14 protein-coding genes and 1 tRNA gene are annotated in these 14,740 nt (G+C 62.5%); 12 read left to right on the top strand and 3 right to left on the bottom strand.

Translation table 11 applies throughout. The features are described from left to right. Window positions 1-226: 226 nt before the first annotated feature. From thrS to E1N52_RS07495, 10 genes are all read left to right on the top strand, one after another. On the top strand, window positions 227-2,134 hold the full coding sequence (gene thrS / locus E1N52_RS07540; RefSeq protein ID WP_133181592.1) for a threonine--tRNA ligase: 1,908 nt from the start codon (window positions 227-229) through the stop codon (window positions 2,132-2,134). 50 nt (window positions 2,135-2,184) lie between these two features. Next, window positions 2,185-2,706, top strand: a complete 522-nt coding sequence (infC, locus tag E1N52_RS07535; RefSeq protein ID WP_133181590.1) for a translation initiation factor IF-3 — start codon at window positions 2,185-2,187, stop codon at window positions 2,704-2,706. 292 nt (window positions 2,707-2,998) lie between these two features. Then, complete coding sequence (gene rpmI / locus E1N52_RS07530; protein WP_004191477.1) at window positions 2,999-3,196, top strand: 50S ribosomal protein L35; 198 nt, start codon at window positions 2,999-3,001, stop codon at window positions 3,194-3,196. A gap of 30 nt (window positions 3,197-3,226) precedes the next feature. Next, window positions 3,227-3,586 carry a 50S ribosomal protein L20 gene (gene rplT, locus E1N52_RS07525; protein ID WP_004192938.1) on the top strand — a complete coding sequence of 120 codons (360 nt, stop codon included), beginning with the start codon at window positions 3,227-3,229 and terminating at the stop codon, window positions 3,584-3,586. Window positions 3,587-3,809: 223 nt separating this feature from the next. After that, window positions 3,810-4,823 (top strand): phenylalanine--tRNA ligase subunit alpha, encoded by a 1,014-nt coding sequence (pheS, locus tag E1N52_RS07520; protein WP_165979345.1) that lies wholly within the window; start codon window positions 3,810-3,812, stop codon window positions 4,821-4,823. A gap of 109 nt (window positions 4,824-4,932) precedes the next feature. Next, window positions 4,933-7,389, top strand: coding sequence for a phenylalanine--tRNA ligase subunit beta (gene pheT, locus E1N52_RS07515; protein WP_133181586.1), 2,457 nt, complete (start codon window positions 4,933-4,935; stop codon window positions 7,387-7,389). A 91-nt stretch (window positions 7,390-7,480) separates the two neighbouring features. Continuing rightward, a complete protein-coding gene (locus tag E1N52_RS07510; RefSeq protein WP_028204248.1) occupies window positions 7,481-7,891 on the top strand; it encodes an integration host factor subunit alpha in 411 nt (136 codons plus the stop codon). Window positions 7,892-8,046: 155 nt separating this feature from the next. Next, complete coding sequence (locus tag E1N52_RS07505; RefSeq protein WP_133181584.1) at window positions 8,047-8,445, top strand: MerR family transcriptional regulator; 399 nt, start codon at window positions 8,047-8,049, stop codon at window positions 8,443-8,445. Window positions 8,446-8,538: 93 nt separating this feature from the next. Beyond that, window positions 8,539-8,615 (top strand) — tRNA-Pro (locus E1N52_RS07500). A 261-nt stretch (window positions 8,616-8,876) separates the two neighbouring features. Then, window positions 8,877-9,815 carry a DMT family transporter gene (locus E1N52_RS07495; RefSeq protein WP_133181582.1) on the top strand — a complete coding sequence of 313 codons (939 nt, stop codon included), beginning with the start codon at window positions 8,877-8,879 and terminating at the stop codon, window positions 9,813-9,815. Window positions 9,816-9,906: 91 nt separating this feature from the next. Here the strand turns inward: E1N52_RS07495 and E1N52_RS07490 are convergent, their stop codons facing one another. After that, on the bottom strand, window positions 9,907-11,310 hold the full coding sequence (locus E1N52_RS07490; protein WP_133181580.1) for an MFS transporter: 1,404 nt from the start codon (window positions 11,308-11,310) through the stop codon (window positions 9,907-9,909). 639 nt (window positions 11,311-11,949) lie between these two features. On the opposite strand from E1N52_RS07490, the gene E1N52_RS07485 reads away from it, so the two are divergent. After that, the gene (locus tag E1N52_RS07485; protein ID WP_133181578.1) at window positions 11,950-12,519 is read left to right on the top strand and encodes an acyloxyacyl hydrolase; all 570 of its coding nucleotides are present in this window, start codon (window positions 11,950-11,952) and stop codon (window positions 12,517-12,519) included. On the opposite strand, the gene E1N52_RS45265 is transcribed toward E1N52_RS07485, so the two are convergent. Next, window positions 12,516-12,638 (bottom strand): hypothetical protein, encoded by a 123-nt coding sequence (locus E1N52_RS45265; protein ID WP_281282615.1) that lies wholly within the window; start codon window positions 12,636-12,638, stop codon window positions 12,516-12,518. The genes E1N52_RS07485 and E1N52_RS45265 overlap by 4 nt on opposite strands. Before the next feature lie 130 nt (window positions 12,639-12,768). Here E1N52_RS45265 and E1N52_RS07480 point away from each other — a divergent pair, with 130 nt between their 5' ends. Next, the gene (locus tag E1N52_RS07480; protein WP_133181576.1) at window positions 12,769-13,629 is read left to right on the top strand and encodes a 3-hydroxybutyryl-CoA dehydrogenase; all 861 of its coding nucleotides are present in this window, start codon (window positions 12,769-12,771) and stop codon (window positions 13,627-13,629) included. 9 nt (window positions 13,630-13,638) lie between these two features. Here E1N52_RS07480 and E1N52_RS07475 read toward each other — a convergent pair whose 3' ends face one another. Then, on the bottom strand, window positions 13,639-14,739 hold the full coding sequence (locus tag E1N52_RS07475) for an aldose epimerase family protein (protein WP_133181574.1): 1,101 nt from the start codon (window positions 14,737-14,739) through the stop codon (window positions 13,639-13,641). Between the last annotated feature and the right edge of the window lies 1 nt (window position 14,740).

The raw sequence follows: 14,740 nt of genomic DNA, 5'->3' as shown, positions 1-14,740 counted from the left end.
GCAAAGGAAGCGCCATAAGGCGAATACGGTTATGACACCGCGAACGTTTACCGAAACTACTTCGGAGCGACGCTAGTCGAGGACCTCTTTCGCCTCTGCAGTCAGGTTTGAAAAGTGAATGCGGCCCCTCGAAAGCGGGGCCGCATTTTTTTTCGCTGCGAAGTTTTCCGCGGTCTGTTCCCCACGAACAATACGATGTGCCTGCGCGGCACTTCTGGAGAAAAACATGGTTGCGATACGTCTGCCCGACGGTTCGGTTCGACAGTACGATCATCCCGTCACGGTCGCCGAAGTGGCGGCTTCGATTGGCCCCGGTCTCGCGAAGGCGGCGCTCGGCGGCAAGCTCGACGGCGAACTGGTCGATACGTCGACGCTGATCGATCACGACGCATCGCTCGCCATCGTCACGGAAAAGGACGCCGACGGCCTCGACATCATCCGTCACTCCACGGCTCACCTTTTGGCCTACGCGGTGAAGGAGTTGTATCCGGAAGCGCAGGTCACGATCGGGCCGGTCATCGACAACGGCTTCTACTACGACTTCGCCTACAGCCGCCCCTTCACGCCCGAAGATCTCGAGAAGATCGAAAAGCGCATGCTGGAGCTCTCGAAGAAAGACGAGCCGGTGTCGCGCCGCGTCGTCACGCGCGGCGAAGCCGTCGATTACTTCAAGAGCATCGGCGAGAAGTACAAGGCCGAGATCATCGAGTCGATTCCGGGCGACCAGGACATCAAGCTTTACTCGCACGGCGGCTTCACGGACCTGTGCCGCGGCCCGCACGTGCCGTCCACGGGCAAGTTGAAGGTCTTCAAGCTCATGAAGGTCGCGGGCGCCTACTGGCGCGGCGACGCGAAGAACGAGCAGCTTCAGCGCATCTACGGCACGGCCTGGACGAAGAAGGAAGACCAGGACCAGTACCTCCACATGCTCGAAGAGGCCGAAAAGCGCGACCACCGCAAGCTCGGCAAGCAGCTCGACCTGTTCCACATGCAGGACGAGTCGCCGGGCATGGTGTTCTGGCACCCGAAGGGCTGGACGCTCTGGCAGCAGGTCGAGCAGTACATGCGCGGCCGCCTGCGCGTGGCCGGCTACGACGAAATCAAGACGCCGATGATCATGGACCGCTCGCTGTGGGAAGCGTCGGGTCACTGGCAGAACTATCGTGAAAACATGTTCACGACGGAGTCGGAAAAGCGCGACTACGCGATCAAGCCGATGAACTGCCCGGGCCACGTCCAGGTGTTCAACCACGGCCTGCGCTCGTATCGCGATCTGCCCCTGCGATATGCGGAGTTCGGCTCGTGCCACCGCAACGAGGCGTCGGGCGCGCTGCACGGCTTGATGCGCGTGCGCGGCTTCGTCCAGGACGATGCGCACATCTTCTGTACGGAAGATCAGATCATCAGCGAGTCGATCGCCTTCAACACGCTGGCGATGAGCATCTACAAGGATTTCGGGTTCGATCACATCGACATCAAGCTCTCGCTGCGCCCGGATTCGCGCGCGGGGACGGATGAAACGTGGGATCGCGCCGAGCAGGGCCTGCGCGAGGCGCTCACGGCCTGCGGCCTGCAGTGGGAAGAACTGCCGGGCGAGGGCGCGTTCTACGGTCCGAAGGTCGAGTACCACATCAAGGACGCACTGGGCCGCTCGTGGCAGTGCGGCACGCTGCAGCTCGACATGGTGCTGCCGGAGCGTCTTGGCGCCGAGTACGTGGCGGAAGACAACAGCCGCCGCCGCCCCATCATGCTGCACCGTGCGATCCTCGGTTCGATGGAGCGTTTCCTCGGTATTCTGATCGAGCACCATGCCGGCGCGATGCCGCCGTGGCTCGCTCCGGTGCAGGCCGTTGTGATGAATATCGCGGAAAGTCAGGCTGAATATGCCGCGAATCTGGCCCAAACGTTGCAAAAACAAGGGGTTAGAGTGGTGGCCGATTTGCGCAACGAGAAAATTAGCTATAAAATACGCGAGCACACGCTTGAGAAGGTCCCGTACCTGCTTGTCGTCGGCGACAAGGAGCGTGAAGCACAAACGGTAGCCGTGCGTGCCCGTGGCGGCGTCGATCTGGGTGTCATGCCCGTCGAAGCCTTTGCTGAGCGTCTGGCGCAAGACGTCAGGACGTTCAAGTAAGCCACTCCGGCAGCGCGGCTCGTTTTTTTAATTTTTAGAGGAAACGTAACATCGCTACTGAAAAGCCGCATCGCATCAACGGCGAAATTTCTGCGCCCGAAGTGCGTCTCGTCGGAGTCGACAATGAGCCGCTCGGCATCGTAAAGCTCGCCGATGCGTTCCGCCTGTCGGAACAACAGGACGTCGATCTGGTTGAAATTGCCCCGCAAGCCGTGCCCCCGGTCTGCCGTTTGATGGACTACGGCAAGTTCAAGTACTCGGAGGCGAAGAAGCAGCACGAGGCCAAGCTCAAGCAGAAGGTCATCCAGGTCAAGGAAGTCAAATTCCGCCCGGGTACCGATGACGGCGATTACAACGTCAAGCTGCGTAATCTTGTCCGCTTCCTCGAAGACGGCGACAAGACGAAGATCACGTTGCGTTTCCGGGGCCGTGAAATGGCTCACCAGGAAATCGGCATGCGCATGCTCGAGCGTCTGCGCACGGATCTCGAAGAGATTGGCCAGGTCGAGCAGATGCCGAAGATGGAAGGGCGCCAGATGATCATGGTGCTCTCGCCCAAGAAGAAGAAGTAATTGGCGTGCCGCGCGGCGTAGTCTGCGCGGCGGTCAAAAGCAGTTTTCAATGACGTCTTCGGCGCCTGGGTGCGCGGAAGGCGGCAAGCAGGTTCCGGAACGGCGCCCGCGCGCTGCACATGAAGTGCAGCAAACGGGCGCTTTTCCTGAAAGCGGCGGCGAGCTTGTTTTTCAAAAGCCAGCCAGTCGCCAATACAAGTGGAGTGGGTTTCGAAGGGCGGAATCCCGGCATGGTGTGTGAACACCGCGCCAACCGCACACCCATGTCCATCAAATAATGGAGTTGTCTGTCATGCCGAAGATGAAGACCAAGAAGAGCGCTGCAAAGCGCTTCGTGGTTCGTCCGGGCGGTACCGTCAAGCGCGGTCAAGCCTTCAAGCGTCACATCCTGACCAAGAAGACCACCAAGAACAAGCGTCATCTGCGTGGTGCAACGGCCGTTCATGATTCCGATCTGAACTCCGTGCGCGCAATGCTGCCGTTCGCGTAATCCTCAACCGATAACTCATAGGAGCGAAACATGCCTCGAGTCAAACGTGGGGTTACCGCACGGGCCCGCCACAAGAAGATCATCAACCTGGCCAAGGGTTACCGCGGCCGTCGCAATAACGTCTATCGCATCGCCAAGCAGGCGGTCATGCGCGCAGGCCAGTACGCCTACCGCGATCGCCGCAACAAGAAGCGTGTGTTCCGCGCACTGTGGATCACGCGTATCAACGCGGCGGTGCGTCAGCACGACATGACCTACAGCGTGTTCATCAACGGCCTGAAGAAGGCTTCGATCGAACTCGACCGCAAGGTTCTGGCTGACATGGCTGTGTTCGACAAGGCTGCATTTGCTGCGATCGTCAAGCAGGTGAAGGCCGCCGTCGCTGCCTGATAGCAGGTATTGCGCAGGTTCGTTGCAGCAGACATTCCGGTAGTCTCGGTGATGCTGCAACAAAAACGGGGCTCCTCACCGAGCCCCGTTTTTGTTGGTAATTACGCTTCTTGCGCCGCTTCATGCAGCGTCTTCGCGCGGTCATTGCCAGGCTTCATCATGGCGTGCCGTGAGCGCGGAGATGCTCCAAGTCTCAAACTCTGACGCTGAAAAGATGGGATCAATGGATCTGGACCAGATTGTCGCCGACGCGCAAAGCGCGTTCGCTGGCGCCCCCGACGTCAACACGCTTGAAAACGAAAAGGCCCGCTTTCTCGGCAAGTCCGGCGCGCTGACCGAACTGCTCAAGGGCCTCGGCAAGCTTGACGCGGAAACGCGCAAGACCGAAGGCGCGCGCATCAACGCCGTCAAGCAGCAGGTGGAAGCTGCGCTCAACGCGCGCCGCCAGGCGCTCGCGGACGCGCTCCTGAACCAGCGTCTCGCCGCCGAGGCGATCGACGTCACGCTGCCGGGCCGCGGCGCTGGCACGGGCAGCCTGCATCCGGTGATGCAGACGTGGGAACGTGTCGAGCGCATTTTCGGCTCGATCGGCTTCGACGTGGCCGACGGTCCCGAGATCGAAACCGACTGGTACAACTTCACCTCGCTCAACAGCCCGGAAAACCATCCGGCGCGCTCCATGCAGGACACGTTCTACGTGGACGGCAAGGACGCCGATGGCCGTCAGCTTTTGTTGCGCACGCACACGAGTCCGATGCAGGTGCGCTACGCGCGCACGCACACGCCGCCCATCAAGGTGATCGTGCCGGGCCGCACGTATCGCGTGGACAGCGACGCCACCCACTCGCCGATGTTCAACCAGGTCGAAGGCCTGTGGATCGAAGAGAACATCAGCTTCGCAGACCTGAAGGGTGCTTACACCGACTTCCTCAAGAAGTTCTTCGAACGTGACGACATTCAGGTGCGCTTCCGTCCGTCGTACTTCCCGTTCACGGAGCCGTCGGCCGAAATCGACATGATGTTCGAGCACGGCAAGAACGCCGGCAAGTGGCTCGAGATCTCGGGCTCGGGCCAGGTGCACCCGACCGTGATTCGCAACATGGGCCTCGATCCGGAGCGCTACATCGGCTTTGCGTTCGGCAGCGGCCTCGAACGCTTGACGATGCTGCGTTATGGCGTGCAGGACCTGCGCCTGTTCTTCGAAGGCGATCTGCGCTTCTTGCGTCAGTTTGCTTAAGCGAAGCGACGCATTCGCTTGCAGTGCGCGAGGCGGACGCAGCACCTGAAGAAGGTGCGCGGGAACCCGCCTACGCGACGGTCAAAATCTGTCTGGAACGTAAAACCAAATGCTATTCCCCGAATCCTGGCTGAGAAGCTTTGTCGATCCGAAGCTCACGACCGATGAACTGGCCCATGCGCTCACCATGGCCGGCCTCGAAGTCGAAGGCCTGAGCCCGGCTGCGCCGCCTACCACGAAGATCGTCGTGGGCCGCGTGCTCGAAGTCGTGAAGCACCCGGACGCGGACAAGCTCAACGTCACGCAGGTCGATGCCGGCACCGGCGCGACGCTGCAGATCGTGTGCGGCGCACCCAATGTCGCGCCCGGCATCAAGGTGCCGGTGGCGCTCGTGGGCGCCGAACTGCCGCCTGCCGAAGAAGGCGGCAAGCCTTTCGCGATCAAGCTCTCGAAGCTGCGTGGCGTGGAAAGCCAGGGCATGCTGTGCTCGGCGCGCGAACTGAAGCTCTCGGAAGACCACAGCGGCCTGATGATCCTGCCGGAAGACACGCCGATCGGCCAGGACATCCGCGAAGCGCTGAATCTCGACGACACCATCTTCGAAATCAAGCTCACGCCGAACAAGGCCGATTGCCTTTCGGTGTACGGCATCGCGCGCGAAACCGCTGCGATCACCGGCGCGCCGCTGCAGGCGCCCGTGTATCCGAAGGTCGAAGTGAAGCTCGATGAAAAGCTGCCCGTGAAGATCTCGGCGCCGGACCTGTGCGGCCGTTTCTCGGGCCGCGTGATCCGCGGCGTGAACGCGCACGCGAAGACGCCGATGTGGATGGTCGAGCGCCTCGAGCGTTCGGGCCAGCGCAGCATCTCGGCGCTCGTCGATATTTCGAACTACGTGATGCTCGAACTCGGCCGCCCGTCGCACGTGTTCGATCTCGACAAGATTCACGGCTCGATGGACGTGCGCTGGGGCAAGAAGGGCGAAACGCTCAAGCTGCTCAACGGCAATACCGTCGAAGTCGATGAAACCGTGGGCGTGATCGCCGACGACCGCGAGATCGAAAGCCTCGCGGGCATCATGGGCGGCGACAGCACGGCCGTCACGCTCGACACGACGAACATCTATCTCGAAGCCGCGTTCTGGTGGCCGGACAGCATTCGTGGCCGCTCGCGCCGCTACAACTTTTCGACCGATGCAGGTCATCGCTTCGAGCGTGGCGTGGACTGGTCGACGACCGTCGAGCACATCGAGCGCATCACGCAGCTGATCCTCGATATCTGCGGCGGCGCAGCCGGCCCGATCGACGATCAAACCGTGAACGTGCCCAAGCGCGAAGCGGTGAAGATGCGCGTGGCGCGCGCGAACCGCATTATCGGCGTGAAGATCAGCGCCGACGAAATCGCGCAGATTTTCACGCGCCTTGGCCTCACGTTCACGCGTAGCGTCGACAATGCGGGCGACGAGAGCTTCAGCGTCACGCCGCCGCCGTACCGCTTCGACATCGAGATCGAAGAAGACCTGATCGAGGAAGTCGCGCGCATCTACGGCGTCGAGAAGATTCCGGCGCTGCCGCCGGTGGCGCGCAGCGAAATGCGTGCGACCAACGAAACGCGCCGTTCGATCCACGCCATTCGTCACGCGCTCGCCGCGCGCGACTACGCCGAGACGATCAACTTCAGCTTCGTCGATGCCGAATGGGAACAGGACTTCGCGGGCAACGCGAATCCCGTGAAGCTGCTGAACCCGATCGCGAGCCAGCTCTCGGTCATGCGCACGACGCTGTTCGGCAGCCTCATCAACGTGCTGCGCCATAACCTCAACCGCCGCGCCGACCGCGTGCGCGTATTCGAGGCGGGCCGCGTGTTCCTGCACGATCCGTCGATCAAGGCGAGCGAGATGTCGGTGGAAGGCTTCGCACAACCGAAGATGATCGGTGCGCTCGCCTACGGTCCCGCGCTCGAAGAGCAGTGGGGCGCGCAAACGCGCGGCGTGGACTTCTTCGACGTGAAGGGCGATCTCGAAGCGCTGTTCGCATCGCTCGGCTCCGCGAAGACGCCGCGTTTCGTGAAGGCGGAACACCCCGCGCTGCATCCGGGACGTAGCGCGCGCATCGAAGTCGATGGCCGTGCCGTGGGCTGGATTGGCGAGCTGCATCCGCGCTGGATGCAGAAGTACGACCTGCCGCACGCACCGATGCTCTTCGAGGTCGAGGCCGACGCACTGATGGCGCGCGAGCTGCCGACGCCTGGCGAAGTCTCGAAATTCCCGCCGGTCCGTCGTGATATCGCTCTTGTCGTCGATCAAAAGATCGAGGTGCAAGCGCTGCTCGACGAGTTCCAGAAGGGCATGCAAGACGAGGCTTGCCGGATTGTGCAGAGGGTTGCGCTTTTCGATGAATTTCGTGCAAAATCAAATACTTCCGGACTTGGCGCGGACGAGAAAAGCCTTGCCTTCCGGGTGACCCTGCAAGATACTGGCGGAACCCTTCAGGACGAAACGGTCGATACGGCCATCAAGTCCCTGGTGGATCGCCTGGCTCGAGTGTATGGCGCCCGGTTGCGCGGATAAGCTTCTCGGCTCTTCACGTACCGACATCGGCTTCCGGTTTGCGAGGTTGCAAGTCAGCCCCGCAACCGGCAGCGCGCCATTGCATAGATAGATGAACGAAATGAACTCGAGTGATTTCGAAGCCCTTCTTGCGGCACAGCGTAGCGCCATGATTCGCGACATTCCTGCCTCGTCGGCAAGCGCCACGAACGACACGCCCACGCTGACGAAAGCCGAACTCGCTGAGCTGCTGTTCGACAACGTCGGTCTCAACAAGCGCGAAGCGAAAGACATGGTCGAAGCCTTCTTCGAAGTGATTCGCGATGCGCTTGAGAGCGGCGACAGCGTGAAGCTGTCCGGCTTCGGCAATTTTCAGTTGCGCGACAAGCCGCAACGACCCGGCCGTAACCCGAAGACGGGCGAGGCGATACCCATCGCGGCGCGTCGCGTGGTGACGTTCCATGCGAGCCAGAAGTTGAAGGCGCTCGTGGAGAGCGGCGCCGAGGCGAGCTTCCCGCGTTGATGCGTTGAGGTTGTTTGCCGGCGCCGGTACGCCCGCGCCGGTATGCCCGCGGCGGTGGCAATATGGCGGGCGTGAACGAATAAGTAGAAATAGCGGACTTCAAGGACCCAGGCGGCGACGCCTCATTGCGCAACCACCACGACGGCAACCCGGCGATGACATCGACAAGCGAAAAGGTCGTCTTGCCCCCCATCCCCGCCAAGCGCTACTTCACCATTGGCGAGGTGAGCGAGCTGTGCGGCGTGAAGCCTCACGTACTGCGGTATTGGGAGCAGGAGTTCACGCAGTTGAAGCCGGTGAAGCGACGCGGCAATCGTCGCTATTACCAGCATCATGAGGTCTTGCTGATCCGTCGCATTCGCGAACTGCTCTACGAGCAGGGGTTCACGATCAACGGCGCGCGCAACCGGCTCGACTCGCATGGTGCGGCAGCGGATGAAGCCGGGCAGTCCGAAGCCGTGGGTGCGCCGGTTGCCGAAGGCACGACCGCGCTCGTGGACGTCGATCAGTTGCGCAAGGAATTGCTGCATGTGCTCGATCTGCTTGGGCGCTGAAGCATCTCTCAGAACGCATGCATGTGAGTCGTTCACGAATTACGTGTGAAGCGGTTCTAATTAGAGAAACTCTCTGTTATACTTTCTAGCTCTCGGGGCGTAGCGCAGCCTGGTAGCGTACCTGCATGGGGTGCAGGTGGTCGGAGGTTCAAATCCTCTCGCCCCGACCAAAGAATAGAGCCCGCGTAATCGAAAGATTACGCGGGCTTTGTCTATTGTGCGCCGCGAAATACGTTTGAGAAGCAAGCAGCAACCAACCAGCGCGCACGAAAGACACCGCAAGAACCGGCTGTTAATTTTTCTCACATATCGGTGAGAATCCTTCGTTATACGGCACGCGTCGCTCGCCTTACGATACGCGTACTACGCGCCCGTGATTCATACAATCGCGCGCACGCGCGCAACCCCGTGCTTACACAGCGCCACTTCACATGAACCCGATCGAACTCGCACAGCTGGTCGTCCTCGCCGCCCTATGGGGTGGGTCGTTTCTGTTCATCCGCGTCGGCGTGACCGACTTCGGCGTCGCGCCTCTGATGGCGCTGCGCGTCGGCATCGGCGCGCTGTTCCTTTTGCTCGTGCTGTTTTCCCGGCGCCCCGCGCGCGAGGCGATCGGCACGCTGCGTGAACGCGCGTGGCCGCTCTTCGTCGTCGGCATCCTCAATTCGGCCGCGCCGTTCTGTCTCTTTGCGTGGGCCGAACTCACGCTCTCCGCGGGCGTCACGTCCGTGATCAACGCGACCACGCCGCTGTGGGGCGCAGTCGTCGCGTACGTCTGGCTCAAGGATCGTCTGAGCGGCTTGCGCGTGGTCGGCCTGGCAATCGGCTTCGCGGGTGTGCTCGCGCTGGTGTGGGATCAGGTCGTGACGCACGCCGGCGACGGCGCATCACCCGCGACCGCTGCGCTCGCCGCCCTCGCGGCACTCGTCGCAGCGGCGTTGTACGGCGTTGCCGCAAGCTACACCAAGCGCCATCTCACGGGCGTCGATCCGCTCACGGTCGCTGCCGGGACGATGACGGGCGCGACGCTCGTGCTCGCGCCGTTCGCCGTGGCAACCTGGCCGGCTACGCCCATCTCGCTGCATGCATGGGGCGCGGTGCTGGGCCTTGGCGTGGCGTGCACGGGTATCGCGTATCTGTTGTTCTTCCGCCTGATCGCAGCGGTGGGCCCGGCGCGCGCGATCACGGTGACGTTCGTGATCCCGATCTTCGGCATTCTGTGGGGCGCGCTCTTTCTCGGCGAGCGCGTGTCGATGGGCATGGTCGAGGCGTGCGCGGCGATTCTCGTGGGCACCGCGCTCGCAACCGGCTTCGTGAAGCGCTTGCCGGGATTCAGTGCGCGTCGCAGCGGGGCAGGCGCGGAACGCTAGCAGCGTAGGGCGCGCAACGCACTGCCTTGCGCGCCGGTTCAACGAAATCGCGCGGCGATTACCGTCGCGCGATTTGCTTTCTGAAGTTCGCTCAAGCCGCTGCGCGAGGCACGGCTTTCACTTCCTTCTCCCGATTGCTGCGACCCCCGCGCCCGATCGGCAACGTCGCGACGATCACCGCTCCCAGCACGAGCAGCGCCGCGGAATAGATGAGCCCCGCGGCATAGCTGTGCGTCGCATCCTTGAGCCAGCCCACCACGAGCGGATTCGCCGCCGAGCTGATATTGCCGATCGCATTGATCACGGCAATACCGACTGCCCGCGCCTGCGGCGTGAATGCCTGATCGGGCGTGGTCCAGAAGATCGACATCGCCGTGTACGACCCAGCGGATGCGAGGCACACGCCGAGCAGCTGCACGAGCGGCGCGCCGCCTTGCGCCGTCAACACGCAGCCGAGCCCGGAGAGCAGCATGGGTGCGGCGAGGTGCCATTTGCGTTCCTGTCGGCGATCCGAGCGGCGCCCCCACACGATCATCGCGACGATGGTGACGATCTGCGGAATCGTCGCGATCAGACCCACGGTGACGTTGCTCGCCCCAGCGCTGAAGCCCTTCACGATCAGCGGTGCCCAGACTGCGACCATCGCGAGCGTATTGACGAGGCAGAAGTACGCCGCCGCGAAGCGCAGGACCACCGGTGAGCGCAGTTGCTGCCAGAGGCTGCGCTCGCTCGCTGCTTGTGCCGTCGGCGAGTCGAGGGCATCGGCCGGCTCGGCAAGCGCCGCTTCGAGCGTGCGTTTTTCCTGCGCGCTGAGCCAGCGTGCGGCGCGCGGCGTGTCGTCCAGGTAGAAGAACGCCACGCAGCCGAGCAGTGCGGCCGGCATGCCTTCGAGCACGAAGAGCCATTGCCAGCCGGCGAGTCCCGCATGGCCGTCGAGCTTGAGGATGAAGCCCGAAACCGCGGAGCCGAGCGCGGCCGTCACGGGCATCGCGATCATGAAGAGGGCGTTCGCGCGGGCGCGCCACGCGCTCGGAAACCAGCAGGTGAGATACAGCAGCATGCCGGGCAGAAAGCCTGCCTCGGTCACGCCAACCAGCATGCGCAGCCAGTAGAGCGTGGTGGCGTTGGTGGCGAACATCGTCGCGGTGGAGGCGAGGCCCCACGCAATCATGATGAAGCTGATCCAGCGCCGCGCACCCACGCGCGCGAGCATCAGATTGCCCGGAATGCCGCACGCGATATAGGCGACGTAGAAGAGGGTGGTGGCGAAGCCGAACTGCGTGCTCGACAGGCCGAGGTCCTTCATCATCGTCAGGCCCGCGAAGCCGATATTGATACGGTCGAGGAACGAGACGACGAACAGCAGGAACAGGAAGCCGAGCAAATGGCGCGAGACCTTGCGCGTGACTTGTTCGGTGGCGGCTGCGCAGTTCGACTGCGCTTGTGCGGACGTTTGCGGCACGCGCGAAGCATGCCCTTGCGGGATTGGGCTCATGTGTCTCCTCCTAAGCACCGGGACGTGAGCGTGGCAAGGGTTATGAGGTTGTTGTTTGCCGCGGATCACAATTCACGCGGATTATGCGAGGGGCTCGCGCGCCGTCTGTCCTCAATTTGGGTACAGCTGCACAGCGTATTCCGCCATGTTCGGGAATACCCGCGTCCAACCCTCATACCGGTTTTACGCAGAGGAATATCGATACAACCAGAAAACTGGAAAATCGATAATCACCAATTTGGGCTTGCGGTAAATCGAAAATCGGTAATTGAGACGGATTCGTTAACAAGCTCAGTACATACTTCATAAATCCTTCCGTAAATAATCGATCGGCACCATTTGTCCGGCGTAATAACCGAAAGTGAAAGCCGTTGGTCAGTATTCATTCAGCTGCGGGCCTTGCGAGCAGGCGCGTTCTGTTGGCGCGCCAACGAGCGCATTCGGGTTTTCGACGGTAAACTTCGCTCTCATATGTGCGCGGGTCATTGGTGAACATTGGAGAGCGATGGTATTTGTTCTCTCCAAATGACACGTGCGTAGCGCATTTTGTATGGCATTTTCGCTAATGCCGAATCCGCGCAAATCGTGGTTGTGCCCGATGCATGGCGTCATGCTGAATCGATCGAATCGGGGAAATATATGAAAGTAAGAAGATTCGTCTGGCACGCGCATGCAGTGCGTTTGGCGCTCACCGCGCTATGCGCCTTCGGTGTGGTCAGGGCGCAGGCGGACAATACATTCGGCGTGCAGCTCGGAGGGGGTGTTGCGGACCACGACGTGAAAAAGCTCGATCTCGGCTTCGTGTGGGATCCGGGCCTGCAATGGTGGCACATCGGCGGCTATCACTTCACGCTGGTTGGCGAGGCAAATGTCGCCTACTGGAAGCTGAACGCGCCCGATGCCGTCTACTCGCATATCTGGGAATATGGCGTGATGCCCGTTTTTCGCTTCATCAAGGACAGCGGCTGGTTCAGGCCGTTCATCGAGGCGGGCGTGGGCTTTCACTTTCTCTCGCACGTCCGGCAGACGCCCGACCGCGCGACGTCGACGTCGTTCCAGTTCGCGGACATGGTCGGCGTTGGCGCGCAGTTCGGCGAGCACGGCAACTATCAGGCCGGGTTCCGTTTCCAGCATTTGTCGAACGCGGATATCAAGGAGCCGAATCCGGGCATGAACTTCAGTCAGATCTACTTCCAGTACAACTTCTAGGGCGGCAGCGGGCAGGCCGGCGTGCGTGAGAGCGCGTGCTGGAAGGCTATGAAGGTCTCGACGCCCACAGAAAGATGCACGTCGCCGCGCAGGCGCTTTGCCGCAGTTGCCCCCGTCACGCGAGTTCCGGTCGATTCCCGCAAACCGTTACACTGTGGGTATTGGTGCGGTGCACCACGCGTTGCGCCGCATGACCGGCATTTTCCATAGCGACACGCCGGCGTCGCAGACAAGGAGTGAGGAGCAGGCATGGCAATCGAAACGGTAGGGATCGTGGGCGCAGGCACGATGGGCAACGGCATCGCCCAGGCGGTGGCGGTGGCGGGCCTCAAGGCGGTGATGATCGACGTCACCGATGCGGCGCTCGCCAAGGGCGTCGCTACGCTCACGCATAGCCTCGAGCGGCTCGTCTCGAAGGGCAAGCTCGAAGCCGGCGCGCGCGACGCCGCGCTCGCACGCATCGAAACGACCACCGACTACCAGCGACTCGCGAGCGTCGATCTCGTGATCGAGGCGGCGACCGAGAACGCCGAGCTCAAGACGCGCATTCTCAAGCAGATCGAAGCCGCGGCCCGCCCCGACGCGATCGTCGCGTCGAACACCTCGTCGATCTCGATCACGGCGCTCGCAACCACGCTCGCCGACCCGTCGCGCTTCATCGGGATGCACTTCTTCAACCCGGTGCCGATGATGCCGCTCGTCGAGGTGATCCGCGGCCTGCAGACGCGCGCGGACGTGGCCGAGTCGGTGCGCGAAATGGCGCTGCGTCTCGAGAAGACGCCGATCGCCGTGAAGAACGCGCCGGGCTTCGTGGTCAACCGCATTCTCGTGCCGATGATCAACGAAGCGTTTTTCGTGCTCGCGGAAGGCATTGCGAGCGCCGAGGAAATCGACGCCGGCATGAAGCTCGGCGCCAATCATCCGATCGGCCCGCTCGCGCTGGCGGACCTGATCGGCCTCGATGTGTGTCTTTCGGTGATGGATGTGTTCCTGAAGGACTTCGGCGACTCGAAGTATCGTGCGTGCCCGCTGCTGCGTGAGATGGTCGCGGCGGGCCAGCTCGGCCGCAAGACTGGCCGAGGCGTGTATCAGTACGACAAGGTGTCTTAAGGCCCGGCGTCAGGCGAGCACGCTCACGCTGTATTGCGTGACCTGCTGATACGTTTTGCCAGGGTGTAGCACCACTTCGTCGCAGGCGGGCGCTTCCATGTTGATCTGGTTCGGGAAGCCGCCCGCTTCGAGACACAGGCCCGCATAGGGCGCGCACGTCACGCCCCGGCGTCCCGGCTGTCCCTCCAGATAATTTCCCGTATAGAGCTGCAGGCCGCGCTGGTCGGTCGAGACGGCAAGCTCGCGTCCGCTGCCCGGCTCGTAGACGCGCGCCACCGGCCGTACGGGCCATCGCCCCGGCGCGGCGTGCAGCGTGCCTGCCGTGCTCTCTGGTGCGCGCAGCACGTAGCAGTGGTCGAAACCGCGTGCGCGCTCAAGCTGGGTGTTCGGCCAGTCGAGCCGCGCGCCGAGCGGCGCGCCATGGCGGAAGTCGAAGGCGCTGCCGGAGACATCGGCAATGCGCGCGGGAATCAACTGCGGATCGACTTCGAGGAAGGCGTCCGCGTCGATCGTCAGGATGTGACCGCGAATGTCCGGGCTCGCTTCGCCGGAGAGGTTGAAGTAGCCGTGGCTCGTGAGATTCAGCGGCGTAGGCGCGTCGGTCACGCCCTCGTATTCGAGTGTCAGCGTGCCGTCATCGTCGAGCGTGTAGCGCACCTGCACGCTCACGTTGCCCGGAAAGCCGCCATCGCCTTCGGGCGAGTCGAGCCGCAGCACCAGCGAGCCCCGATCCTCTTCCACCTGCCACATCTGCCGATGAAAGCCGTTCGCGCCGCCGTGCAGCAGGTTGCCGTTCTCGTTGCGATCGAGTGGATACTCGATGCCGTCCAGCGTGAAATGCGCACCCGCGATGCGGTTGGCCCAGCGCCCGACCAGGCCGCCCATGTACGTGGTGGCGGCGAGATAGTCCGCCGGTGTGTCGTGGCCGAGCATGATGTCCGCGAGGCGGCCGGCGCGATCGGGCGCGAACCATGAGACGAGCGTCGCGCCGAGGTCGCTGACTGTCACCTTCATGCCCTGCGCGTTGCGCAGCGTATAGAGCCGCACGGCGTCGCCGCCGGGCAGGGCGCCCCACGGTTCGGAAGTCAGATGGGCAGCAAGAGTGTTCATG

The sequence above is a fragment of the Paraburkholderia guartelaensis genome, assembly GCF_004353905.1.
GTDB classification, from domain to species: domain Bacteria; phylum Pseudomonadota; class Gammaproteobacteria; order Burkholderiales; family Burkholderiaceae; genus Paraburkholderia; species Paraburkholderia guartelaensis.
The sequence above is the reverse complement of the archived record's forward strand: the minus strand, read 5'-3'. Positions and strand labels throughout refer to the sequence as shown.

Excerpts from the sequence above, each read along its gene's own strand:
- thrS (WP_133181592.1), top strand. The coding sequence starts at position 227 with ATGGTTGCGATACGTCTGCCCGACGGTTCGGTTCGACAGTACGATCAT.
- rpmI (WP_004191477.1), top strand. The coding sequence starts at position 2,999 with ATGCCGAAGATGAAGACCAAGAAGAGCGCTGCAAAGCGCTTCGTGGTT.
- rplT (WP_004192938.1), top strand. The coding sequence starts at position 3,227 with ATGCCTCGAGTCAAACGTGGGGTTACCGCACGGGCCCGCCACAAGAAG.
- pheS (WP_165979345.1), top strand. The coding sequence starts at position 3,810 with ATGGATCTGGACCAGATTGTCGCCGACGCGCAAAGCGCGTTCGCTGGC.
- pheT (WP_133181586.1), top strand. The coding sequence starts at position 4,933 with ATGCTATTCCCCGAATCCTGGCTGAGAAGCTTTGTCGATCCGAAGCTC.
- E1N52_RS07510 (WP_028204248.1), top strand. The coding sequence starts at position 7,481 with ATGAACGAAATGAACTCGAGTGATTTCGAAGCCCTTCTTGCGGCACAG.
- E1N52_RS07505 (WP_133181584.1), top strand. The coding sequence starts at position 8,047 with ATGACATCGACAAGCGAAAAGGTCGTCTTGCCCCCCATCCCCGCCAAG.
- E1N52_RS07495 (WP_133181582.1), top strand. The coding sequence starts at position 8,877 with ATGAACCCGATCGAACTCGCACAGCTGGTCGTCCTCGCCGCCCTATGG.
- E1N52_RS07490 (WP_133181580.1), bottom strand. The coding sequence starts at position 11,310 with ATGAGCCCAATCCCGCAAGGGCATGCTTCGCGCGTGCCGCAAACGTCC.
- E1N52_RS07485 (WP_133181578.1), top strand. The coding sequence starts at position 11,950 with ATGAAAGTAAGAAGATTCGTCTGGCACGCGCATGCAGTGCGTTTGGCG.
- E1N52_RS07480 (WP_133181576.1), top strand. The coding sequence starts at position 12,769 with ATGGCAATCGAAACGGTAGGGATCGTGGGCGCAGGCACGATGGGCAAC.
- E1N52_RS07475 (WP_133181574.1), bottom strand. The coding sequence starts at position 14,739 with ATGAACACTCTTGCTGCCCATCTGACTTCCGAACCGTGGGGCGCCCTG.